The 23,381-nt window shown below is 41.5% G+C and carries 16 protein-coding genes; 9 read left to right on the top strand and 7 right to left on the bottom strand.

What is annotated here, in order from left to right; translation table 11 throughout:
* The first annotated feature begins 24 nt into the window (after positions 1 to 24).
* The 3 genes from mukE (at position 25) to DY200_RS03690 (ending at position 6,501) form a co-directional block, all read left to right on the top strand.
* Entirely contained in the window at positions 25 to 738 is a 714-nt protein-coding gene (gene mukE, locus DY200_RS03700) for a chromosome partition protein MukE (protein ID WP_115586967.1), read from the top strand.
* Between the two features lie 20 nt (positions 739 to 758).
* Positions 759 to 5,249, top strand: coding sequence for a chromosome partition protein MukB (mukB, locus tag DY200_RS03695; RefSeq protein WP_115586966.1), 4,491 nt, complete (start codon positions 759 to 761; stop codon positions 5,247 to 5,249).
* Positions 5,250 to 5,325: 76 nt separating this feature from the next.
* Positions 5,326 to 6,501 (top strand): sugar transporter, encoded by a 1,176-nt coding sequence (locus tag DY200_RS03690; protein WP_115586965.1) that lies wholly within the window; start codon positions 5,326 to 5,328, stop codon positions 6,499 to 6,501.
* A gap of 51 nt (positions 6,502 to 6,552) precedes the next feature.
* On the opposite strand, the gene DY200_RS03685 is transcribed toward DY200_RS03690, so the two are convergent.
* Together DY200_RS03685 and DY200_RS03680 are read right to left on the bottom strand one after the other, a co-directional pair.
* On the bottom strand, positions 6,553 to 8,292 hold the full coding sequence (locus tag DY200_RS03685) for a DUF3413 domain-containing protein (protein ID WP_115586964.1): 1,740 nt from the start codon (positions 8,290 to 8,292) through the stop codon (positions 6,553 to 6,555).
* 2 nt (positions 8,293 to 8,294) lie between these two features.
* On the bottom strand, positions 8,295 to 8,516 hold the full coding sequence (locus DY200_RS03680; RefSeq protein ID WP_005607413.1) for a YejL family protein: 222 nt from the start codon (positions 8,514 to 8,516) through the stop codon (positions 8,295 to 8,297).
* A gap of 209 nt (positions 8,517 to 8,725) precedes the next feature.
* On the opposite strand from DY200_RS03680, the gene DY200_RS03675 reads away from it, so the two are divergent.
* The 4 genes from DY200_RS03675 (at position 8,726) to glmU (ending at position 15,257) form a co-directional block, all read left to right on the top strand.
* Entirely contained in the window at positions 8,726 to 9,304 is a 579-nt protein-coding gene (locus DY200_RS03675) for a TetR/AcrR family transcriptional regulator (protein ID WP_374189198.1), read from the top strand.
* Between the two features lie 32 nt (positions 9,305 to 9,336).
* Positions 9,337 to 10,542 carry an efflux RND transporter periplasmic adaptor subunit gene (locus DY200_RS03670; RefSeq protein ID WP_115586963.1) on the top strand — a complete coding sequence of 402 codons (1,206 nt, stop codon included), beginning with the start codon at positions 9,337 to 9,339 and terminating at the stop codon, positions 10,540 to 10,542.
* 12 nt (positions 10,543 to 10,554) lie between these two features.
* Positions 10,555 to 13,674, top strand: a complete 3,120-nt coding sequence (locus DY200_RS03665) for an efflux RND transporter permease subunit (RefSeq protein WP_039709050.1) — start codon at positions 10,555 to 10,557, stop codon at positions 13,672 to 13,674.
* 218 nt (positions 13,675 to 13,892) lie between these two features.
* Complete coding sequence (glmU, locus tag DY200_RS03660) at positions 13,893 to 15,257, top strand: bifunctional UDP-N-acetylglucosamine diphosphorylase/glucosamine-1-phosphate N-acetyltransferase GlmU (RefSeq protein ID WP_115586962.1); 1,365 nt, start codon at positions 13,893 to 13,895, stop codon at positions 15,255 to 15,257.
* Positions 15,258 to 15,363: 106 nt separating this feature from the next.
* Here the strand turns inward: glmU and DY200_RS03655 are convergent, their stop codons facing one another.
* Entirely contained in the window at positions 15,364 to 15,681 is a 318-nt protein-coding gene (locus DY200_RS03655) for a CHY zinc finger protein (RefSeq protein WP_115586961.1), read from the bottom strand.
* Positions 15,682 to 15,684: 3 nt separating this feature from the next.
* Positions 15,685 to 16,305 carry a DUF1919 domain-containing protein gene (locus DY200_RS03650; protein WP_005607422.1) on the bottom strand — a complete coding sequence of 207 codons (621 nt, stop codon included), beginning with the start codon at positions 16,303 to 16,305 and terminating at the stop codon, positions 15,685 to 15,687.
* Between the two features lie 294 nt (positions 16,306 to 16,599).
* Here DY200_RS03650 and DY200_RS03645 point away from each other — a divergent pair, with 294 nt between their 5' ends.
* Complete coding sequence (locus DY200_RS03645; RefSeq protein WP_115586960.1) at positions 16,600 to 18,258, top strand: phospho-sugar mutase; 1,659 nt, start codon at positions 16,600 to 16,602, stop codon at positions 18,256 to 18,258.
* 78 nt (positions 18,259 to 18,336) lie between these two features.
* On the opposite strand, the gene guaA is transcribed toward DY200_RS03645, so the two are convergent.
* The 3 genes from guaA to guaB form a co-directional block, all read right to left on the bottom strand.
* On the bottom strand, positions 18,337 to 19,908 hold the full coding sequence (gene guaA / locus DY200_RS03640; protein ID WP_115586959.1) for a glutamine-hydrolyzing GMP synthase: 1,572 nt from the start codon (positions 19,906 to 19,908) through the stop codon (positions 18,337 to 18,339).
* Positions 19,909 to 19,919: 11 nt separating this feature from the next.
* On the bottom strand, positions 19,920 to 20,888 hold the full coding sequence (locus DY200_RS03635; protein ID WP_115586958.1) for a DUF2806 domain-containing protein: 969 nt from the start codon (positions 20,886 to 20,888) through the stop codon (positions 19,920 to 19,922).
* 109 nt (positions 20,889 to 20,997) lie between these two features.
* Positions 20,998 to 22,461, bottom strand: coding sequence for an IMP dehydrogenase (gene guaB, locus DY200_RS03630; protein WP_115586957.1), 1,464 nt, complete (start codon positions 22,459 to 22,461; stop codon positions 20,998 to 21,000).
* Between the two features lie 253 nt (positions 22,462 to 22,714).
* Between guaB and rlmE the strand changes: the two genes are divergently transcribed.
* Positions 22,715 to 23,341 carry a 23S rRNA (uridine(2552)-2'-O)-methyltransferase RlmE gene (rlmE, locus tag DY200_RS03625; RefSeq protein WP_115586956.1) on the top strand — a complete coding sequence of 209 codons (627 nt, stop codon included), beginning with the start codon at positions 22,715 to 22,717 and terminating at the stop codon, positions 23,339 to 23,341.
* Positions 23,342 to 23,381: the final 40 nt, after the last annotated feature.

Genomic DNA, 23,381 nt, shown 5'->3' with positions numbered 1-23,381 from the left:
ATGCCTGCCCTACGAGAGTAAAATATGACAGAGCAAATTCAAGACGTTATTTCTCCAAAATTAGCAGTGGCAATTGCTAATCCGATTTTCCCAGAGCTAGACAGCCAACTTCGTGCCGGTCGCCATATTAATACGGAACAGCTGGACGAACACGCATTCTTAATGGACTTCCAAGCCGAGTTAGAAAGTTTTTACCGCCGTTATCACGTGGAATTAATTCGTGCGCCGGAAGGCTTTTTTTACCTACGCCCGAAAGCATCAACCTTGATCGCCCGTTCGGCAATGTCGGAAATGGAAATGTTAGTGGGTAAAGTGCTTTGCTATCTTTACCTTAGCCCCGAGCGTTTAGCGCAACAAGGCATTTTCAGCCAAGATGATGTGTATGAAGAGCTAATGAATCTCGCTGATGAAAGCAAATTACTTAAGGCAGTGAATCCACGTTCGACCGGTTCTGACTTAGATAAAGCAAAATTAGCCGAGAAAGTCGGAGGTGCGTTACGCCGTTTAGCACGTATCGGTATCATTGTCCGTATTGGTGATCAAAACAGCAAGAAATTTGTGATCTCGGAATCCGTGTTCCGCTTCGGAGCGGATGTCCGAGTAGGCGATGATCCGCGAGAAGCGCAATTACGCTTAATTCGTGACGGTGAAGCGACAACACCGGCAATTTTGGCGGAACAAGCGGTCGAATTTGCAGAAAATTCTGCAACTGACGAACTAGAAGATGAAACAGAATAACGGCTAACGAGATAAAGCAAATGACAGATACAAACGAATTATTTGAAGATCAAACCACTGCGTTGCAAAATTCTGCACCAATCGCACCGCTTGCCAATCCTCAACATACAGTGAGCCGTGGTAAATTCCGTTCGCTTACGTTAATTAACTGGAACGGTTTTTTTGCACGTACCTTCGATTTAGACGAGCTGGTTACCACGCTTTCGGGCGGTAACGGTGCGGGTAAATCCACCACAATGGCGGGTTTTGTGACCGCTTTGATCCCCGATCTAACTCTTTTAAACTTCCGTAATACCACGGAAGCCGGTTCCACTTCCAGCTCTCGTGATAAAGGTTTATACGGTAAATTAAAAGCCGGTGTGTGTTATGCGGTGTTAGAGTCGTTGAACTCTCGTGGACAGCGTGTGATTACCGGTGTACGTTTACAACAAGTGGCAGGGCGTGACAAAAAAGTGGATATTCGCTCGTTCTCGTTACAAAACGTGCCGATGGGCGATTCAATTATCAGCGTCTTAACCGAACAAGTCGGCGAAAAAGCACGTGTATTACCGTTAGCGGATCTAAAAGATAAATTTGATAATTCGGAAGTGGTATTTAAACAATATCACTCGATTACCGATTACCATAGTTTTATGTTCGATTTAGGCGTGATTCCTAAACGTTTACGTTCTTCGGCGGATCGCAGTAAATTTTATAAATTAATCGAAGCGTCGCTTTACGGTGGTATTTCGAGCGTAATTACCAAATCATTGCGTGATTATTTATTACCGGAAAACACCGGCGTTCGCCAAGCATTCCAAGATATGGAATCGGCATTACGTGAAAACCGTATGACGTTAGAAGCGATTAAGGTCACGCAATCTGATCGTGATATGTTTAAACACCTGATCACCGAATCAACTAACTACGTGTCGGCTGATTATATGCGCAATGCAAATGAGCGCCGTGGTAACGTACAAATTGCTCTAGAGCAACGCCGAGCGTGGTATGAATCGAAATCTAAACTTGAGTTAGAACAGCAACGTTTAATCGAATTTAGCCGTGAAGTAGCGGATATTTCAGAAAACGAAAGTGGCTTAGAAGCGGAATACAATTCGGCGAACGATCACTTAAATTTAGTGATGAATGCGCTTCGTCACCAAGAAAAAATCGAACGTTATCAAGATGAAGTTGCGGAACTCAATGAAAAGCTGGAAGAGCAACAAATTGCGTTAGAAGAAGTTTCCGAGCAAGTGGAAACTGCGCAAGTAAGAGCGGATGATGCCGATGAACAAGTGGAAGAGTTACGCTCACAAATGGCGGATTATCAGCAAGCGTTAGATGCTCAGCAAACACGTGCGTTGCAATACCAACAGGCGATTGCTGCATTAGAAAAAGCGAAACAACTTTGTGGCTTACCGCATTTAGATCTCCATAATGTAGAAGATTATCATGCGGAGTTTGCCGCACAGGCGGACGATTTAACCGATCAAGTCTTCGAACTGGAACAACGTTTATCCGTTTCAGATATGGCGAAAACGCAGTTCGAAAAAGCTTATGAATTGGTTTGCAAAATTTCCGGTGAAATTGACCGCTCTGAGGCGTGGGATGAAGCGAGAAGTTTGCTAACAGCGTTTACTGATCAAAAAATGCAGGCAACACAAGCGGTCGCTTTACGCCAGAAACTTGCAGATTTAGAACAACGTTTACATCAACAACAAAATGCGGAACGCTTATTAGCCGAATTTAATCAAAAAGCACAAACTCAATTTGAAACAGCGGAAGAATTAGAAGGCTACTTCGAACAGCAACAGGCTCGCCTTGAAGATGTGGAAGCGGAATTAGCGGAATTTGTTGAAGTGCGTTCGACTCAACGTCAGCAACGTGAACAGCTTAATCAGCAATATAACCAATTGGCGAAAACCGCACCGGCATGGCATACGGCACAATCCGCATTAGCGCGTTTAGAAGAGCAATGCGGTGAAAAATTTGAAGCCAGCCAGTCTGTAATGCAGTTTATGCAGAATATGCTGACTAAAGAGCGTGAAGCAACTCTAGCTCGTGATGAATTGGCTCGCCGAGAGGCAGCATTAGACGCACAGATTACTCGTTTAAGTCAGCCGGACGGTTCGGATGATGTCCGCTTAAATCAATTGGCGGAACGTTTTGGCGGCGTGTTGCTTTCTGAATTATATGATGATGTCTCGATTGATGATGCACCATATTTCTCAGCACTTTACGGTGAAGCTCGTCACGCTATCGTGGTGCGTGATTTAGAAAGCGTTAAAGCACAATTAGAAAAATTAGACGATTGTCCGACCGATCTTTATTTGATCGAAGGTGACCCGTCAGCATTTGACGATGCGGTATTTACCGCAGAAGAATTAGCCGAAGGTGTGGTGGTCAAAGTATCTGATCGTCAATGGCGTTATTCTAAGTTCCCGGAAGTGCCGTTATTCGGACGTGCAGCACGTGAGAAACATCTAGAAACGTTAAAAGCGGAACGTGATGAAGTGAGCGAACAACACGCGGAACGTGCGTTTGACGTACAAAAATGTCAGCGTTTACATCAGCATTTAAGCCAATTTGTCGGTACGCATTTAAGTTTAGCCTTCCAGCCGAATCCGGAAGAGAAAATGCAAGAAATTGCGGCGGAACGTACTGAAATCGAACGTGAACTTAACCAAGCGGCAGGCAACGAACAGCAATTACGCACCCAATTAGATTCGGCAAAAGCAAACTTGCAAATGTTGAATAAAATTCTACCGCTTGTTAGCTTGTTAGAAGACGAAACCTTAGCGGATCGTGCGGAAGAATGCCGTGCGCAATTAGATGAAGCGGAAGAAGATGAACAGTTCGTTCGCCAATTCGGTAATTATTTAACTCAATTAGAACCGATTGCTGCGAGCTTGAAGAGCGATCCGGCGAAGTTCGAACAGCTGGAGCAAGATTACCAACAAGCTAAAGCGGAACAAAAACAAGTACAACAAAAAGTTTTTGCGCTGTCTGATGTAATTCAACGTCGTGTGCATTTCAGTTACGAAGAAGCGATTGGTTCGGAAGGTTCTGCATTAACCGAACAATTACGTACACGTTTAGAAAATGCACAGCGTGAACGTGAGCAAGCTCGTGATCAATTACGTCAAGCACAAGCGCAATTTACTCAATACAACCAAGTTTTAACCGGTTTACGCAGTTCGTGTGATGCGAAAACACAGATGTTGCAAGAATTGATTCGTGAAATCGATGACTTAGGCGTACGTGGTGATATCGGTGCGGAAGAACGAGCAAGATCACGCCGTGACGAATTACAACAACGTTTAAGCCAACAGCGTTCACGCAAAGGTTATTTAGATAAACAATTAGGTACGATTGAAGCGGAAATTGATAATTTAACCCGTACGCTACGCAAAGCGGAACGTGATTACCACACACAACGTGAGTTAGTAGTACAAGCGAAAGTCAGCTGGTGTTTAGTGCTTAAACTTTCACGTAACAGCGATGTGGAAAAACGTCTGAATCGCCGTGAGTTAGCTTATCAATCGGCGGAAGAATTACGTTCGATTTCCGATAAGGCGTTAGGTGCTTTACGTACTGCAGTGGCGGATAACGAATATCTCCGAGATAGCTTACGTGCTTCGGAAGACAGCCGTAAGCCGGAAAATAAAGTGGCGTTCTTTATTGCGGTTTATCAACACTTACGCGAGCGTATTCGTCAGGATATTATTAAAACCGATGATCCGATTGATGCGATTGAACAAATGGAAATCGAGTTATCTCGTTTAACCAACGAATTAACCAGCCGTGAGAAAAAATTAGCAATTAGTGCGGAATCGGTGGCAAATATCTTGCGTAAAACGATTCAACGTGAGCAAAACCGTATCTTACAGCTTAACCAAGGGCTACAAAATATTGCCTTCGGTCAGGTGAAAGGGGTGCGTTTGGTGGTGAATATTCGTGATACGCACGCAATCTTACTTAACGCATTGAGCAATGGCAGAGAAGAGCATAAAGACTTATTCGACAGCCAAAAACTCAGCTTCTCGGAAGCGTTGGCAATGTTGTATAAACGTGTGAATCCGCATATCGATATGGGACAACGTACGCCACAAACGATCGGTGAAGAGTTATTGGATTACCGTAACTATTTAGATCTTGAAGTGGAAACTTTCCGTGGTGCAGACGGTTGGATGCGTGCGGAAAGTAGTTCGCTTTCAACCGGTGAGGCGATCGGTACCGGTATGTCCATCCTGTTAATGGTGGTACAAAGCTGGGAAGAGGAATCTCGCCGTATGCGCGCGAAAGATATTTTACCGAGCCGCTTATTATTCCTTGATGAAGCGGCACGTTTGGATGCAACTTCAATCAATACCTTGTTTGAATTGTGCGAGCGTTTAGATATGCAGTTATTGATTGCCGCACCGGAAAATATCAGCCCGGAACGTGGTACGACTTATAAATTGGTGCGTAAAATTACCAATAACCAAGAGTATGTACACGTGGTCGGATTGAAAGGGTTTGGGCAACAATAAAGCGTGAACTTACAAGCGGTCAGAAATTGCAAAAAAATTGCAAAATCTGACCGCTTAATTTTTTAGGAAGAATAAAATGATTACCAGAAAAGAACATCGCAAACTTTCGTTTTTGCGAGTGTTTGTGTTTTCACTGTCCGCATTTATTTTTAATACCACGGAGTTTATCCCCGTAGCACTGTTATCGGATATTGCGGTTAGCTTTGAGATGGAAACGGCAACGACAGGATTAATGATTACCGCTTATGCGTGGGTGGTTTTTTTAGCGGCATTACCTTTTATGTTACTGACGGCAAAAGTAGAACGAAAGCGTTTATTGTTAGTGTTGTTTGCGATATTTATTGTGGGACATATCGTCTCATATTTTGCCACCAGCTTTACCATGTTGTTGATTTCCCGAATGGGGATTGCTTTGACCCATGCTATTTTCTGGTCAATTACCGCTTCACTGGTCATTCGTGTTGCACCGAAAGATAAAAAACAGCAAGCGTTAGGACTATTAGCCTTAGGCAGTTCATTAGCGATGATTCTCGGTTTACCGTTAGGGCGAATGATCGGACAAGCGTTCGGTTGGCGTGAAACCTTTGCTCTAATTGGCATTATTGCACTTGGTATTATGTTGATTATGTGGAAGTTACTACCGCATTTACCAAGCAAAAATTCGGGATCGTTAGCCAGCTTGCCGATTTTAATTAAGCGTCCGATGCTAGTTGGTATCTACTTATTGACAGCGGTTGTTATTTCCGGACATTTTACCGGCTATAGTTATATTGAGCCGTTTATGGTGAAGATCAGCCAAATGAGTGAAAAAACCGGCACGGCAATTTTATTAGTGTTCGGCTTGGCCGGTGTGGCGGCAAGTTTCTTATTCGGGCGTTTATATCCGAAAGCACCGAAGAAATTTATTATCAGCAATATGGCATTAATTATGCTAATGCAGATGTGTCTATTACCATTTAGTAATCATATTGCGGCGATGTTCGGCATAGTGTTTATTTGGGGAATTGGTATTACCGCAATGAGTATCGCATTGCAAATGCAAGTATTGGATCTCGCACCGGATGCGACTGATGTGGCAACGGCAATTTATTCGGGGATTTATAATGTCGGTATCGGTGGCGGCGCATTAATCGGTAGCCAAGTGATTCAGCATATCGGTTTGCCTTATATCGGATGGATTGGCGGCGGATTGGCAGGTTTTGCTATTTTATGGTTTGTATTTATTTCTTTACGTTATCGTGTAATAAAATAGCTTAGGCACAATAAAAGAAAATGGGCTTGTTATCCCATTTTCAGTTACCGCTTATTTCTCAACAAATTGATTACTTTGTTGGATCATATGTAAGAAGAGTGCAAGCGGCGGACGTTCACTTTTTACTTTTTCACCTTGCGCATTAAAATTCTCAAAGTGTCCTCGTTTATCAATGTGATATTGCTCGCCGTCCGGCATAATAGCTACATCCCATTTATGATTTGATGCCAATAGCCATAAACGTTTATTTTGCGTCGTTAAATCAATCCCTTGTGCATAATCGCTAAGAGGGTTTTTGATTTTAAAGAATTGATTGAGTAACGTAGGCAATATATCTACGTGGCTTGACAGAAAATCATACTGTTTGCCTTCGCCCTGCCAATACATCATCATCGGTACTTGGATATGTTGTTTGGCAAAACTATTTTCACTTTGTTTATCGGACGGAAGCGCTTGATCCGCCGTAAGAATCACTAACGTATTGGCTAGCAAGGCATGGGTTTCCAGCTGAGTCCAAATTTCATTGAGTTGCCAATCAAGTAATTTCGTTTGTTGAACATAATCGTTTGCACTAGGCATCGCTAAATCTAAATAACTAAAAAACGGCTCGTTTAATGAACGTTGAGTAACCCATTGTTTCCATTGTGCAATAGCATCTAAATTATTCTGAGATTCGGGTAATAAAATTCCCGCAAAAACGCCTTGATGGTAAATCGGATCGGCAAATCCGTTGTGAGAAAATAGTCCCAATTGATAACCGGATTGTCTGAAAGCAAGCAACAACGGCGACGTTTCTTTATTACCTAATACCGCATCCAGATATTTGCCGCTTAAACTATAAAATAAACCTAATACGCCGGCGGAGGCAGAATCTCCGCTCGAATAATGTTGCATAAAGCGATGAGATTTTCGGCTGATCTCGGTTAGCGTCGGCATATATTCGGCGGTAATCGCATCGTTATTCAAACCGGACAAATTAATGAATAAGAGATTAGTCGTCGGTTTCTGAGCGAAAATTAAGGTATGTTTCGGATAATTTAAATAAAAACTGTCCAAACGACCGCTTTCTTCGATTTCTTGTTGTAATTCCACTTGATCAATCAAACCGTGTTTTTGTAAGAAAGTTCGAGCCGTCATCGGATGAGAAAGCGGATAATTGGCTTTTTGTGCGGTAATCGGACGATAAAGCGTCATATCCGCCCAAGCATAAACCAAATGGGTTGCGGTAAAGCAACTAAAGAAAAAATAAGCGACATATTTTCCCCATGTCTGGCGGTTAAAACTGCGAAGTTTTTGCCAACACCAACGGGAATAGAGCATTTCTACCAATAAAATAAGCGGCATAGGAACAAAAAGTAATTGCCATTGGCGAGTCAGTTCACCCTGATCGGGGTTTACCAGCAAGTCCCACACCAGCGGAGATAAGTGCAGATAAAATTGTTTAAAAACCTCGGTATCCAGCAATAAAACGGTTTGTCCGATAGTCGCTAAAATCACGGAAAGTCCGCGGAAAGTCCGTTCGTTTTTAATTAAGAAACTGAGAGGAAAGAGTAGTAACAGATAAACGGCAAAAACAATAAAACTGAAATGACCGAATAAACTGGTGAAAAAGTAGAGCTTACCGGAAAGCGTATTAGGCCAGTCGGCATTAAACGCATATCGAGAAGAAATCAATAACGCCAACACCACATTAAAAAGTGCGAACCAATGTCCCCAAGTAATACGCTGCGAAGTTTCTTCACGGTATTGGAGAGAATTTGACGGTAGTAGTCGGCGTAATCGATTTAGCATTGTTATTTGATTTTAAGTGAATTTTTAAGTGCGTTTGAGAATGCTTCGGCAAGCGCAAGACGTTGAGCTTCGGTTTGCACGTTTTCTAATAAAATATTCGTGACCATATTTCCTAACGCCATTAAAGACAGATCCACCGGCGCTTTATGTTTTTCAAGGATTGCGATTAAATCGCCGGATAACGCATCGAATTGTTTGCTTTGATATTTTGATTGAGTTGCCATAGTAAAAATTTCATAAAAAAATATTAATAATATTAACATAAAATTTAATGGAGTGAGAGTAACAAGCGGTAAGATTTTTGTATAAATTTGCGAATTTATAATGCAAAAGGTTTATTCGTCACTATATATCGAAGCATTTTTTCTTTGATTATTTAAATGAATAAATATAGAATGAACGCTTGTTCATTATGTGGCGGATGGGAGATTTTATGTCTAAAAAAGAGAGGCTGAATGATATGGCTCGCCAGATTTTATCGGCGGCGGAGTTGCTCATTGCAAAGGAAGGTTTGCAAAATTTATCGATGAGGAAAATCGCAAGTGAAGCTGGTATCGCAACAGGCACGCTTTATCTCTATTTCAAAACGAAAGACGAGTTACTGGATTGTTTGGCGGAACAATTACATGAACGATATTATCGTTATCTGAATATTCAGTTTAATCCGAACAGTTCTTTTTTTGATCAGTATCGTGAGATTTGGAATAGGAAAAGGCACTTTCTTACGGATAATCCCATCATTGCGGCAAATTTATCTCAATACCAAGCGATGCTAGGTTTTAACAGTATTTTATGCCGAATAATGAATGATTCCGAATTTATTTGGAATCAGTTTGTTGAGGAAGGTAAAAAGCAAGGTGTAATTATACCGCTTCCTAATGATCTACTTTATTGTATGAGTATCGGGGTGGCTACGGATATTGCTTATTTGGAACAAGTCAAGCAAGAACCCGTATCAACGGAATTTTTCGAGGAAACTATCTTACGGACTTGGAAAGCGATTGCTTGCTAAGGAAGTTTTTCATTTTATTTTACGGAGAGACTATGACGACGGAAAACCAAAAGCCGGGTAAAGGCAGAAAGTTTTTGATTGCGATAACCTTAGTTGTTGTTCTCGTTGCCTTTGTCGGGGTAGCGGGAATGCAGAAATTTATTGCGGGTAAGAAAGCGGAAGCAGCGGCAAATATGCCGGAAACAGTAAGTGAAATTACGGCGATGACGATTTCAACGCGAGAATGGACACCGAATATTTCCGCTGTCGGTTATATCAGACCGAATCAAGGTGCGATGTTAAGTGCCGAGGCATCGGGTACGGTAACTAAAGTACATGTACGTTCAGGGCAAAGAGTGAACAAGGGTGATTTGTTAGTGGAATTTGATAGTGCGGTAGAGGAAGCCACTTTACGCGCTTCACAAGCACAGTTACCGAATGCTAAAGCCAATTATGAGCGTTATCGTAATCTTGTCGCATCAAACAGTGCGTCTAAGGCGGAATTTGATAATGCGCAATCGGCTTATAATCAATTATTGGCAAATATTGAATCTTTAAAGGCTTCAATCGCTCGTCGTAAAGTTTATGCGCCGTTTAACGGACTTGCCGGTATCGTAAATGTGAATGTCGGACAATACATTACGACGGGTACGCAAATCGTACGTGTTGAAGATCAAAGTTCGATGAAAGTGCGTTTTACCTTACCGCAAACCGATGTTGAGAAAATCGTGGTAGGACAAAAAGTGACTGCGGTGGTCGATGCGTTACCGGGACAAACTTTCCCGGCGAGTATCGTTGCAATCGATCCGGCGGTTGATCATACGACGGGGTTAATCAATGTGGAAGCGGTAATTACTGAAAATCAGAACAAATTATTATCGGGAATGTTCGCACGCTTAAACGTTGCGTTACCGACGGAGAAAGATCAAATCGTCGTACCGCAAATAGCGGTAACTTATACTATGTACGGCGAAACCCTTTATGTCTTACAACCGCTTTCCGAAGCAGATAAACAATTAGCGACCAAAATGGCGGAACAAAATCCGAAATTAAAAGTGGAAAAAATGTATCGTGTAAAACAGGTTGAAGTAAAAACATTAGATCGTAGCGGTATTTATGCACAATTGGCAAAAGGCGTAAAAACCGGTGATTTAATTGTAACGGGCGGATTCCAACGTTTAAGCAATAACGCACTTGTCATCGTCTCTGATCAAGAAGCGGTCGGTGTGACTCAACCTGCTAAAGAAAGTAGACTTTAATTGAGGTAATCAATGAAATTTACTGATATTTTTATTAAACGTCCGGTACTTGCCGTTTGTATTAGTTTGCTGATTACCATTTTAGGTTTGCAATCTATTAACAAACTTCAAGTACGCGAATATCCCGAAATGACGATTTCTATTGTCACGGTAAAAGTCAATTATTCGGGTGCGGATGCAAGCCTTATGCAGGCATTGGTAACTTCTCAAATTGAAGAAGCGGTAGCGCAGGCGGATAATATCGACTATGTTACTTCATCAAGCGGTCCTAGTTCTTCCACGACAACGATTAAGATGAAGTTAAATACCAATCCGCAAATGGCGCTCGCGGATATTTCTGCGAAGGTAAATGCGATTCGTGCGAATTTGCCGAGCGGTATTGACGATCCGTCCATTAGCGTTTCGTCCGGTTCGAACGATGCGTTAATGTATATCCGTTTCGTTTCGGATGAACTTTCTACACCGCAAATTACCGACTATATCAATCGTGTGGTTAAACCTCAATTCTTTACGGTAAACGGCGTTTCGAGCGTAGATATTTTCGGTGCGGCGAACTTCGGTTTACGTATTTGGTTAGACCCGGACAAAATGGCGGGAAATAACCTTTCCGGTGCGGCGGTATTATCGGCGTTAAGTGCGAATAACTTAAATACGGCTGCCGGTAATGCGAACGGTTATTACACGGTTTATAAGAACAAAGTGGAATCCAGTACGCCGTCTGTCGAAGAACTGGAAAACGTAACCATTTCGACAACTTCCGACGGTCGTATCGTTAAACTTAAAGATATTGCAAAAGTTGAATTGGATAAATATCAAGACGCTTCCCGAGCTATCGCAGACGGTAAAGAAGCGGTTGTATTAGCGGTTAGTGCCGCAACAACGGCTAACTCGCTTACGGTGGCAAAAGATATTTATCCGGTATTTGACCTTATCACTAAAAATTTACCGTCGTCAGTGAACGGTCAAATTATGTATGATAAAACGGTTGCAATTAACAGCTCGATTAATGAGGTAATTAAAACTATCGGAGAGGCGACAGTTATCGTATTAGCGGTAATCATTCTTTTCTTAGGATCATTACGCGCAATGATTGTGCCGATTATTACTATTCCGATTTCATTGATCGGGGTGTTATTCTTCCTGCAAATGTTCGGATTCTCTATTAACTTATTAACCTTGTTAGCGTTAGTGTTGGCAATCGGGCTTGTGGTGGACGATGCGATTGTGGTGTTGGAAAACGTCGAACGCCACGTAAAAGAAGGGAAAACACCGTTTGATGCGGCGATCATCGGTACACGTGAAATCGCCTTACCGGTAATTTCAATGACCATAACACTTGCTGCGGTATATTCTCCGATGGCATTAATGGAAGGCGTTACCGGCTCTTTATTTAAAGAGTTTGCACTAACGCTTGCCGGTGCGGTATTTATTTCAGGGATTGCGGCATTAACCTTATCTCCGATGATGTCCAGCCGAGTATTAAAAGAGCATAATGAAGAAAACGAAAGTCGTTTCTCAAAATGTATCAATACAATGCTAGATAAAATGACCGCTTGTTATACCAATATGTTAAGAGGTGTGATGTCGGTACGTTGGTTAGTGGTTATCTTTGCAATGAGCATTTTTGCGGTATTACCGACGTTATTAACTTCTCTTTCCAGTGAGGTTGCACCGACCGAAGACCGTGGATTCGTGGTCGGTATCGGTAACGGCCCGTCCAATACCAACTTAGATTATACGCAAGCGGCAACGGAAAAATTTAATGAAGAGGCCGGGAAAATTCCGGAAGTCGCATCGATGATGACTGTTTCCGGTTTTAACGGCGCAAACAGTGCCTTATCAATTATTTCATTAAAAGACTGGAGCGAGCGTGAGCGTGAACGTAAACCGATTTCGGCGGACGTTTCTGCAATTGCGAAAAACGTAGTCGGTATGGATATTAACGCAATTTCCTTCCCGGAAATTTCAACCGGTGAAAACGGTTTACCGTTCTCATTAGTAATTACTACGGCGGATAATTATGTGAAGTTAGCCGATGTCGCGAACGACTTCTTGAAAAAAGCGCAAGCATCGGGTCAATTCTTCTTCTCAAGTCTGGATTTGAAATTTGATACGGTCACGATGAAATGGAAATTTGATCGTGAGAAAATGGGGACTTACGGTGTAACGATGCAACAGGTAAGCGGTACGTTAGGAGCATATTTATCCGGCGCGATTATTACGCGTGTTGATATCGACTCTCGTGCTTATCCGATTGTGTCGCAAGCGGTTCGTCAAGATCGATTAAATCCGCAGGATTTGGTTAATTATTATGTAACCACTGCAAGTGGCGAGTCCGTGCCGTTAAGTTCGTTTGTTTCTTTAGAGTTATCAACGGAACCGGCGGCGTTACCTCGTATGAACCAGTTAAATTCCGCAACGATTTCCGGTGTGGTATCCAGCTCAATCGGTGATGCGGTAAATTGGGCTAAAGCGGAGCTTGATCGCAGCTTACCGCAAGGTTATCAATACGACTTTAAATCCGAAGCGCGCCAATATGTACAAGAAGGTAATGCAATGGCGATGACATTTGCTTTAGCCGTCGTGATTATCTATCTTGTTCTTGCGATTCAGTTTGAATCTTGGCGTGATCCGATGGTAATTTTGGTTTCGGTACCGCTTGCATTAAGTGGCGCTTTAGTCGTACTGAATGTGTTAGGTATTGCCGGAATAGCCGGTGCAACTTTAAATATCTATTCGCAAGTAGGTTTAGTAACGTTAGTCGGTTTGATTACTAAGCACGGTATCTTAATGTGCGAAGTGGCGAAAGAAGAACAGTTACATAACGGCTTATCCCGTTTTGATGCGATCGTTCATTCGGCAACTATTCGTTTACGCCCGATTATGATGACGACCGCGGCGATGGTGGCCGGCTTGATCCCGTTATTGTTTGCGATGGGTGCAGGGGCTATTGCTCGTTTCAGTATGGGGATGGTGATTGTTGCCGGTTTAAGCATCGGGACATTATTTACCTTGTTTGTACTACCGGTTATTTATACCTTCTTAGGACAAGAGCATAAACCGCTTCGTGAGTTTGACGAAGAAAAATATGCTAAAGCATCCGTAGAAAAAATCGAGCATACCGGTATGTAATTGATTAAATGGTTGAAAAGCTCCGTCAATACGTCGGAGCTTTTTTATATCTTTTAATCAATAAAATCGCAGAAGTTCCAGAACTAATCGAACGAATTTATATCAAAAATTAATAAACATGAAGAAAATGTATTTTAGCAATATGTAGTTCATTCTGTTTATGGCGTTTTTCTATTACAATATTATAGTATTTATTTAATTCATTAAGGGATTACACAATGACTCAACTAAGCGTAGTAATTTTAGCGGCGGGTAAAGGTACTCGTATGTATTCTGATTTACCCAAAGTGCTTCACACCGTTGCAGGTAAGCCGATGGTTCAACATGTTATCGATACGGCAAAGCAGATCGATGCTAAACAAATTCATTTAATTTACGGTCACGGCGGTGAATTATTACAACAACGCTTAAGTTCCGAGCCGGTAAATTGGGTATTACAAGCGGAGCAGTTAGGCACGGGGCATGCAATGCAACAGGCTGCGCCGTTCTTTGCAGACGATGAAAATATCTTAATGCTTTACGGTGATGCGCCGTTAATTACCAAAGAAACCTTAGAGCGTTTGATTGTGGCAAAACCGGCAAACGGTATCGCATTATTAACCGTAGAATTAGAAAATCCGAACGGTTACGGACGTATTATTCGTGAAAACGGTTCCGTGGTTGCGATTGTGGAGCAAAAAGATGCGAATGCGGAACAATTAAAAATCCGTGAAGTGAATACCGGCGTAATGGTAGCGAGCGGTGCCAGTTTCAAAAAATGGCTGGCTAATTTGAATAACAATAATGCACAGGGCGAATACTATATTACAGATGTGATCGCAATGGCAAATCAAGACGGCTATAAAGTTCAAGCGGTACAAGCGAGTGAGTTTATGGAAGTTGAAGGGGCGAATAACCGTTTACAACTTGCCGCATTAGAGCGTTTCTACCAAAAAACGCAAGCGGAAAAATTACTGTTAGCCGGCGTGCGTTTAATTGATCCGGCTCGTTTTGATATTCGTGGTAGCTTAACTCACGGTAAAGATGTTGAAATTGATGTAAACGTCATTATCGAAGGTGAAGTAAAACTGGGTAATCGTGTTCGTATCGGTGCAGGTTGTGTACTTAAAAACTGCGAAATCGGCGATGATGTAGAAATTAAACCGTATTCTGTAATTGAAGATGCGGTAGTGGGTAAAGCGGCACAAATCGGTCCGTTCTCTCGTTTACGTCCGGGGGCAAATCTTGCGGAAGAAACTCATGTTGGTAACTTCGTCGAGATTAAAAACGCACAAGTCGGTAAAGGATCAAAAGTAAACCACTTAACTTATGTCGGTGATGCGGAAGTAGGGAGCAATTGTAATATCGGTGCGGGTGTAATTACTTGCAACTATGACGGTGCAAACAAATTCAAAACGATTATCGGTAACAATGTGTTTGTCGGCTCGGACAGCCAATTAGTCGCACCGGTGACTATCGCAGACGGTGCAACAATCGGTGCGGGTGCAACCGTAACTAAAGATGTGGCGGAAAACGAGTTGGTGATTAGCCGTGTACCACAACGTCATATTCAAGGCTGGCAGCGTCCGACAAAGAAAAAATAGCGGATTAACCTCAAAATATAAAAATTAACAAGCGGTCGTTTTCGCAGATTTTTTTGCAAAAGCGACCGCTTGCTTTTTTGATATTTATATGGATTTCAATCTATTTTTATTCTACCTCAAAATAGATCGAATAGTGTTTCTGACAGCCGCTATTAAATTGTGCTTGGCAGTAAGGGCAATGCGTAACCTGCATATATTGCCGAATGGTTAAAGTTTGTCGGCAATTACCGCATAAAATTGCGTGCTTATCAAATTCAGTTGCTTGCCAGCGTTCAATATCGTGTGTTTCACAGGCTTGATGACATAGGTAGCAGGGGTAAAATTTATTACAACATTTGAATTTAATGGCGATAATATCCAGTACCGAATGATAATGCTGACAGCGTGTTTGATCATCTACCGTTAAACCGTAAACCTTAAACATACGCTAGAAACCTTTCCCGTTAAACCAATTCACATAATCCAATTGGTCATAATATTTCTTACCGTCCCAGCCGGAAAACTCGAATAAATCGCCGACTTGCGTTTGATTTTCAAATCCTTCGATATAAAAAGCCGATTTTAATTCCGGATAAGGCTTATGGGTAAAGACCACTTTATTTGCGAACGGCAAGCGGTCGAATTCTTGCAAATCTTGGTAAGTACAGCCGTCACGATCGGTCATCATCACAAACAGGTTATCCAAATTAATGCGTTTGCTACGTTCCGCCCATTTACTTGCCGCTTCTTGCTCGGAATGATAGTGCATAAAATGAATGGTGAGATCATCCAATTTCCCGACCGGATAGTTCTTTTCAGAGGCGATAAAGGTCAGTTCAGCCTGCATATAGTGCGGCATATTTTTTAAGTATTTCAAAAAGTCGGTCGGAGAGAGATATAAATTCACAAACGGAGAACGAAATTGTTCGTTCAAATCGTGCAAAATAAATGCGCCGTTACAGTTAATCGATAGTACGGACATCGTGTGATTTTGTAATTGTTGGCGGTTTCGGCGATTAATCGTTTTACGTAGAAACTTATTTAATGCCTTTTTAGCGAGTTTTAACATAGACGGCTCTCAAGTTAGCAAATAGATTTTATATTTTATAGAAATTTAGCTGTCGGGAAAATATGACATTTTATTCGTGATTAAATTCTTATGTTTTATATAATTGTATAAAATCGAGTGAATAGGAAAAAGGCTTATTTTTCATTTAGATAGCTCGCAACCGTTTGCTTGACGGTTATTTGAGAAACAGATCACAAACTAACTAAAAAGATACAATAAATCATTTTTATTTATGCTATTTTCCGTTAGGCTATATATGTTTTTATTCATCATTTTTTAGTATAAGGAATTGCTATGAGTACAATTTTTACTATCGCCCAAAATTGGTTGGCACAAGATCCGGATCAAGAAACTCGTGCCGAATTAGTTCGACTTATCGAAGCAGCGCAAGCAGGCGATGAAAAAGCCTTAGCGGAATTGACCGCTCGTTTTGACGGTCGTTTACAATTCGGTACGGCTGGTTTACGTGGTCGCTTACAAGCGGGTTCTATGGGGATGAACCGTGTATTGGTAGCTCAAGCTGCCGGCGGTTTAGCGGATTATTTAAAAGGCTACGATAAAGCACCTTCAATCGTTATCGGTTATGACGGTCGTAAAAACTCGGACGTGTTTGCACGTGATACCGCAGAAATTATGGCGGGTGCAGGGATTAAGGCTTATTTATTACCCCGTAAATTACCAACGCCTGTACTTGCGTATGCAATTAAATATTTTGATACCACAGCAGGCGTTATGGTAACCGCAAGCCACAACCCACCGGAAGATAACGGTTATAAAGTGTATTTAGGTAAAGCAAACGGCGGCGGTCAAATCGTTTCGCCGGCGGATAAAGATATTGCGGCATTAATTGATAAAGTGGCGGCAGGTAATATTGCGGATCTACCACGTAGCCAAGACTTTACCGTATTAGATGATGAAATCGTAGAAGCATATATCGAAAAAACAGCCGCATTAGCGAAAGAGCAGGCAGCAGAGATTAACTATGTTTATACCGCAATGCATGGTGTCGGTTATGAAGTATTAAGCAAAACGTTAGAAAAAGCCGGCTTACCGCAACCGCATTTAGTGGCAGAACAAATTCAACCGGACGGTTCTTTCCCAACCGTGAATTTCCCGAATCCGGAAGAAAAAGGTGCATTAGACTTAGCAATTAAATTAGCGAAAGAGAAGAATGCGGAATTTATCATTGCCAATGACCCGGATGCAGACCGTTTAGCGGTAGCTATGCCGGATGCACAAGGTAACTGGAAAGGTTTACACGGTAACGTTGTTGGCTGTTTATTAGGTTGGTATTTAGCTAAACAGTATCACGCACAAGGTAAACAAGGCGTATTAGCTTGTTCATTAGTGTCTTCGCCGGCATTGGCTGAAATTGCGAAAAAATACGGTTTACAATCGGAAGAAACTTTAACCGGCTTTAAATATATCGGTAAAGTAAACGGCTTATTATTCGGTTTTGAAGAAGCGTTAGGCTATTTGGTTGACCCTGATAAAGTACGTGATAAAGACGGTATTTCAGCGGCTATTGTGTTCTTAGATTTTATCCGTAACTTAAAAGCACAAGGTAAAACGTTGCAAGACGCAATCACCGATTTCAATAATGAATTCGGTGCTTATGTAAGCGGTCAAATTTCAATTCGTGTTAGCGATTTATCTGAAATCGGTAAATTAATGACGGCGTTACGCAACAACCCGCCGAGTGCAATCGGCGGTTTCAGCGTGGCTCAACTAATTGACCATACGAAAACGGATCGCCAAAGCGATATTCTGGTATTCGTATTAGAAAACGGTAGCCGTTTAATCACTCGTCCGTCCGGTACGGAACCGAAAATTAAGTTCTACTTAGATGCGAAAGGTAAAGATGCAGCGGATGCAGACAAAGTATTAAGCCAATTTGACGAAAGCGTACGTGAATTATTACGCCAAGAGCAATATGGCAAACAAGATTGCTAATTAGCATAAATAAAGCCCTGCAATTGCAGGGCTTTACTATTTTTGAAATGAATTGTAATCAACCGAAAAGCGGGTTTCTTATTCCCACTCAATCGTTGCAGGCGGTTTGCCTGAAACGTCATATACCACGCGGGAAATGCCGTTTACTTCATTGATAATACGGTTTGAGATTTTACCGAGTAAATCGTATGGTAAATGCGCCCAATGTGCGGTCATAAAGTCGATAGTTTCTACCGCACGGAGTGAAACAACCCAGTCGTATTTACGACCGTCACCCATTACACCCACCGATTTTACCGGAAGGAATACGGTAAACGCTTGGCTTACTTTGTAATACCAATCCGCTTTGTAGAGCTCTTCGATAAAGATTGCATCCGCTTTACGCAGTAAATCGCAGTATTCTTTCTTGATTTCACCTAATACACGCACACCTAAACCCGGACCCGGGAATGGGTGGCGATTTAACATTTCTGCCGGTAAACCAAGTGCTAAACCAATTTTACGTACTTCATCTTTGAATAATTCACGTAACGGTTCCACTAAACCGAGTTTCATATAATCTGGTAAGCCGCCTACGTTGTGGTGAGATTTAATCACGTGTGCTTTACCGGTTTTGCTTGCTGCCGATTCGATCACGTCAGGGTAAATAGTACCTTGTGCTAACCATTTCACTGAGGTCAGTTTTTTCGATTCATCATCGAATACATCGACAAACACTTTACCAATGGTTTTACGTTTTGCTTCCGGCTCATCAATGCCTTTTAACGCGTCTAAGAATCGGCCTTCAGCATTTACTCGAATGATGTTTAAGCCGAATTTATCGCCAAACATTTCCATCACTTGATCGCCTTCGTTTAAACGTAATAAACCATTATCTACGAATACGCAGTGTAAGTTTTTGCCGATAGCACGGTGTAAAAGCAGGGCAGTAACTGATGAATCTACACCGCCTGATAAGCCTAAAATGACTTCGTCATCGCCCACTTGCTCTTTAATACGAGCAACAGCGTCTTCGATAATGTTTTCTGCCGTCCATTTACATTCACAGCCACAAATACCTACCACGAAGTTGGTTAATAACTCTAAACCGCTTTTTGTATGGGTTACTTCCGGGTGGAACTGCACACCATAGAAACGACGGCTTTCGTCTGACATTGCTGCAATCGGGCAAGTTGGGGTTACACCAGTAATTTGGAAACCTTGCGGTAAACGAGTTACTTTATCGCCGTGACTCATCCAAACGTCTAATTTCGGCTCGGAAGCGGTCAAATTATCGTTTAATTTTGCAAATAACGCGTCGGCTGCTTGTAAATCAACTGAAGCATAGCCGAATTCACGGTGATCAGAAGTTTCAGTTAAACCGCCTAATTGCATCGCCATGGTTTGCATACCGTAGCAAATACCAAGTACTGGCACGCCTGCGTTAAATACATATTCCGGCGCACGAGGACTGTTTTCTTCAGTGGTACTTTCAGGACCACCTGAAAGAATAATCCCAGTCGGATTAAATTCACGGATCTGTTCTTCAGTGACATCCCACGCCCAAAGTTCGCAGTAAACCCCAATCTCACGCACACGACGTGCGATTAATTGCGTATATTGTGAACCGAAGTCCAAAATTAAAATTTTGTGATTGTGAATGTTGTTCATTGATTTTCTCTTTATTTGAATGTTTTAGAAAATAAATTATCGGTAACAGTTTGATTTTTTAAACGATATACATTAATGGAAACAATTCTTAATGCTTTATCTCTATCTATTTGATTTAACATATCTTTAGTAATGGTTTTAGCTAAATTAATAGATAGTTGTTCGTCAATGGATATAGCTAAGTTATATAATGTTTTACCTATGACTGTGAGTTCTAATAATTCTAATGATATTCCCTCGCCATCATCATCTATAGAATCTTCGACATTAAATGTAATACAAAAATTATTTTTTTGGTGATAGAAGCAATGATAATTGTGGAAATCATTTTTGAACCTCCATATTCTAGTTCCTAAACGCAACCCTGGTTTCGGTATACTAGATATTGCTCCTATACTATATAAAGTTTCAATAATTCTATGCTTGCTTTCAGAAGGAATGAAATCTATCGCTAAATATTCATTAAAAATGATATATTTTATAGCTTCATTAAATATTTTAGCCTCCTTTTGTGAAAGCATTGATAATGTATTTAATACTCTAAGATCAATCGTACTTGGATTATAAATTTCCTCGACTAGAATTCTTCCCCAAAATTCTTTTAATGAATCTTCATCAATATGCTGGGCATAGTCTCTCCATTTATTAAAGAAAGTTCTAGAAATGTCCTTCTCTGGAGGATTATCTTCTTTGTGTAATGCTTCATTTACGGCATATTCTAAGCACTGTTGAATATTATCTGATTGAACTTGTTCAAAATTAATAAATGTACCATTGTTATCCAAAGAAGCCTTTCCATCAATAATTAATCTTGATTGTCTTTCTGTTTGAGCATTTAGTAATTTTTCAGCAGCTTCTCTTTTAGCTACCATTTTCCCAAATACTAAGTCAAAAATTTTACTGACTCCATTAGGGATACTTTGTACCAATGGTGTCAAATCACAAGTCACTTTAACGGGTGTTAAATTAACATCGCCCATATCATTTCCTATTAGTAGGATAATCGATTAAATTTCTCACAATTTTGCAAATCTCAACCGTACTTCAAACTATAAAAGGTGGGTTGGAAAGCCCACCTATACCTAAGAATTAACCCATACGATAGTTAGGTGCTTCTTTAGTAATCGTTACATCGTGAACGTGGCTTTCTTTAATACCTGCACCACTGATACGCACGAATTGTGCTTTAGTACGGAGATCTTCGATAGTTGCCGAACCGGTTAAGCCCATACAAGAACGTAAACCACCCATTTGTTGGTGGATAATTTCTTTTAAGAAACCTTTGTAAGGGATACGACCTTCGATACCTTCCGGTACTAATTTATCTGCCGCGTTGTCCGATTGGAAATAACGGTCTGAAGAACCTTTGCTCATCGCACCTAATGAACCCATACCACGGTAAGATTTAAATGCACGGCCTTGGTAAAGTTCGATTTCTCCCGGTGCTTCTTCGGTACCGGCAAACATAGAACCTACCATAACACAGCTTGCGCCCGCTGCGATTGCTTTTGAAATATCGCCGGAGTAGCGGATACCACCGTCAGCAATTACAGGGATTCCACGACCTTCTAATGCAGCAGCTGCTTCTGCGATTGCAGTGATTTGCGGTACACCTACACCGGTTACGATACGTGTAGTACAGATCGAACCCGGACCGATACCCACTTTTACCGCGCTTGCGCCGGCATCCGCTAATGCGATTGCACCTTCGGCAGTTGCGATATTACCGGCAACAATCGGTAAATTAGGATATTTTGCACGGGTTTCACGGACACGTTGTAATACGCCTTCAGAGTGGCCGTGTGAAGAGTCGATTAATAACACGTCCACGCCTGCTTTTACTAACGCATCAATACGTTCTTCATTACCCGGACCTGCACCAACCGCTGCGCCGACACGTAAACGACCGAATTCATCTTTACACGCATTCGGTTTTTGTTCCGCTTTTTGGAAGTCTTTAACGGTGATCATACCTTTTAGTTTGAAGTTATCATCAACCATTAATACTTTTTCAACGCGATGTTGATGCATTAATTCAAGGATTTCTTCACGATTAGCACTTTCTTTTACCGTGACTAAACGTTCTTTAGGCGTCATTACTTTAGCAACCGTTTTAGTTAAATCTCTTACAAAACGTGTATCACGTCCGGTAATAATACCAATCAGATTATTTTCACCGTCCACTACCGGATAGCCGGCAAAACCGTTTTTCTTAACTAATTCCGCAAGCTCGGCAAGCGTAAGATCCGGAGAAACCGTTACCGGCTCGGAAACGATACCGCTTTCGAATTTCTTCACTTTACGCACACGATCCGCTTGGCGTTCGATCGACATATTTTTATGGATAAAACCGATACCGCCTTCTTGTGCTAAAGAAATGGCTAATTTAGTTTCGGTAACGGTATCCATCGCCGCAGAAAGCATTGGGATATTAAGGCGAATTTCTTTAGTAAGTTGAGTTGAAAGATCAGCTGTATTTGGAAGCACGGTAGAGTGTGCAGGGACTAGAAGAACATCATCAAATGTGAGGGCTTCTTGTTTGATACGTAGCATTGCAATAGTTCCTTTGAGATTCAAATAAAAAAATAGGTATGGGAAAAATTGCGAGCGGATTATACAGAGGTTTCCTTTTTTTGTAAATTTGAATTTTGGCAAACGATTGCTTTTTGCTGAAATTTTGATGAATATTTTTGTTTATTACAAAAATTTAACTTTCCGATAGCTTTTCTCTCTTGAATTGAGCTAAATTGTCCTTATTATGATAAACTATATTTTTTAGCTACATTAGAGAAGAGATTATTAGAGAATGGGCAGAAAAAGAAGTGCCAGTTCCTCTCGCTGGTTGGCGGAGCATTTTAAAGACCAGTTCGTACAGAAAGCACACAAACAAAAGTTGCGTTCTCGCGCTTATTTTAAATTGGATGAAATTCAACAAACCGATCGCTTGTTCAAGCCGGGCATGACCGTAGTGGATTTAGGTGCGGCACCGGGCGGTTGGTCACAATATGCGGTAACACAAATCGGCAGTAAAGGTCGAATTATCGCTTGCGATATTTTAGATATGAACCCGATTGTCGGGGTGGACTTTCTACAAGGCGATTTCCGAGAAGAATCGGTGTTGAATGCGCTGTTAGAGCGTGTCGGTGATGATATGGTGGATGTGGTAATGTCGGATATGGCGCCGAATTTCAGCGGTATGCCGTCGGTCGATATTCCGCGAGCAATGTATTTAGTAGAACTGGCTTTAGATATGTGTCGTCAGGTACTTGCACCTAAAGGCAGTTTTGTCGTCAAAGTGTTCCAAGGCGAAGGTTTTGATGAGTATTTAAGAGATATTCGTGCAATGTTTAGTACGGTAAAAGTACGTAAGCCTGAAGCTTCTCGTGATCGTTCAAGAGAAGTTTATATTGTCGCAACGGGATATAAAGGTTGATAAGCGGTTAAAAATTGCGAATTTTTGGCAAAATTCAACC

The organism is Actinobacillus lignieresii (assembly GCF_900444945.1).
Classification (GTDB): Bacteria; Pseudomonadota; Gammaproteobacteria; order Enterobacterales; family Pasteurellaceae; genus Actinobacillus; species Actinobacillus lignieresii.
Note: the sequence above shows the minus strand (reverse complement) of the source record. Positions and strands in the feature narration are given on the sequence as shown.

Bases quoted from the DNA above. Each gene is read 5' to 3' on its own strand.
- DY200_RS03680 (WP_005607413.1), bottom strand. From the start codon at position 8,516: ATGGCAACTCAATCAAAATATCAAAGCAAACAATTCGATGCGTTATCC.
- DY200_RS03635 (WP_115586958.1), bottom strand. From the start codon at position 20,888: ATGGGCGATGTTAATTTAACACCCGTTAAAGTGACTTGTGATTTGACA.
- DY200_RS03675 (WP_374189198.1), top strand. From the start codon at position 8,726: ATGTCTAAAAAAGAGAGGCTGAATGATATGGCTCGCCAGATTTTATCG.
- mukB (WP_115586966.1), top strand. From the start codon at position 759: ATGACAGATACAAACGAATTATTTGAAGATCAAACCACTGCGTTGCAA.
- DY200_RS03690 (WP_115586965.1), top strand. From the start codon at position 5,326: ATGATTACCAGAAAAGAACATCGCAAACTTTCGTTTTTGCGAGTGTTT.
- glmU (WP_115586962.1), top strand. From the start codon at position 13,893: ATGACTCAACTAAGCGTAGTAATTTTAGCGGCGGGTAAAGGTACTCGT.
- DY200_RS03685 (WP_115586964.1), bottom strand. From the start codon at position 8,292: ATGCTAAATCGATTACGCCGACTACTACCGTCAAATTCTCTCCAATAC.
- DY200_RS03655 (WP_115586961.1), bottom strand. From the start codon at position 15,681: ATGTTTAAGGTTTACGGTTTAACGGTAGATGATCAAACACGCTGTCAG.
- DY200_RS03650 (WP_005607422.1), bottom strand. From the start codon at position 16,305: ATGTTAAAACTCGCTAAAAAGGCATTAAATAAGTTTCTACGTAAAACG.
- guaA (WP_115586959.1), bottom strand. From the start codon at position 19,908: ATGAACAACATTCACAATCACAAAATTTTAATTTTGGACTTCGGTTCA.
- mukE (WP_115586967.1), top strand. From the start codon at position 25: ATGACAGAGCAAATTCAAGACGTTATTTCTCCAAAATTAGCAGTGGCA.
- DY200_RS03665 (WP_039709050.1), top strand. From the start codon at position 10,555: ATGAAATTTACTGATATTTTTATTAAACGTCCGGTACTTGCCGTTTGT.
- DY200_RS03670 (WP_115586963.1), top strand. From the start codon at position 9,337: ATGACGACGGAAAACCAAAAGCCGGGTAAAGGCAGAAAGTTTTTGATT.
- rlmE (WP_115586956.1), top strand. From the start codon at position 22,715: ATGGGCAGAAAAAGAAGTGCCAGTTCCTCTCGCTGGTTGGCGGAGCAT.
- guaB (WP_115586957.1), bottom strand. From the start codon at position 22,461: ATGCTACGTATCAAACAAGAAGCCCTCACATTTGATGATGTTCTTCTA.
- DY200_RS03645 (WP_115586960.1), top strand. From the start codon at position 16,600: ATGAGTACAATTTTTACTATCGCCCAAAATTGGTTGGCACAAGATCCG.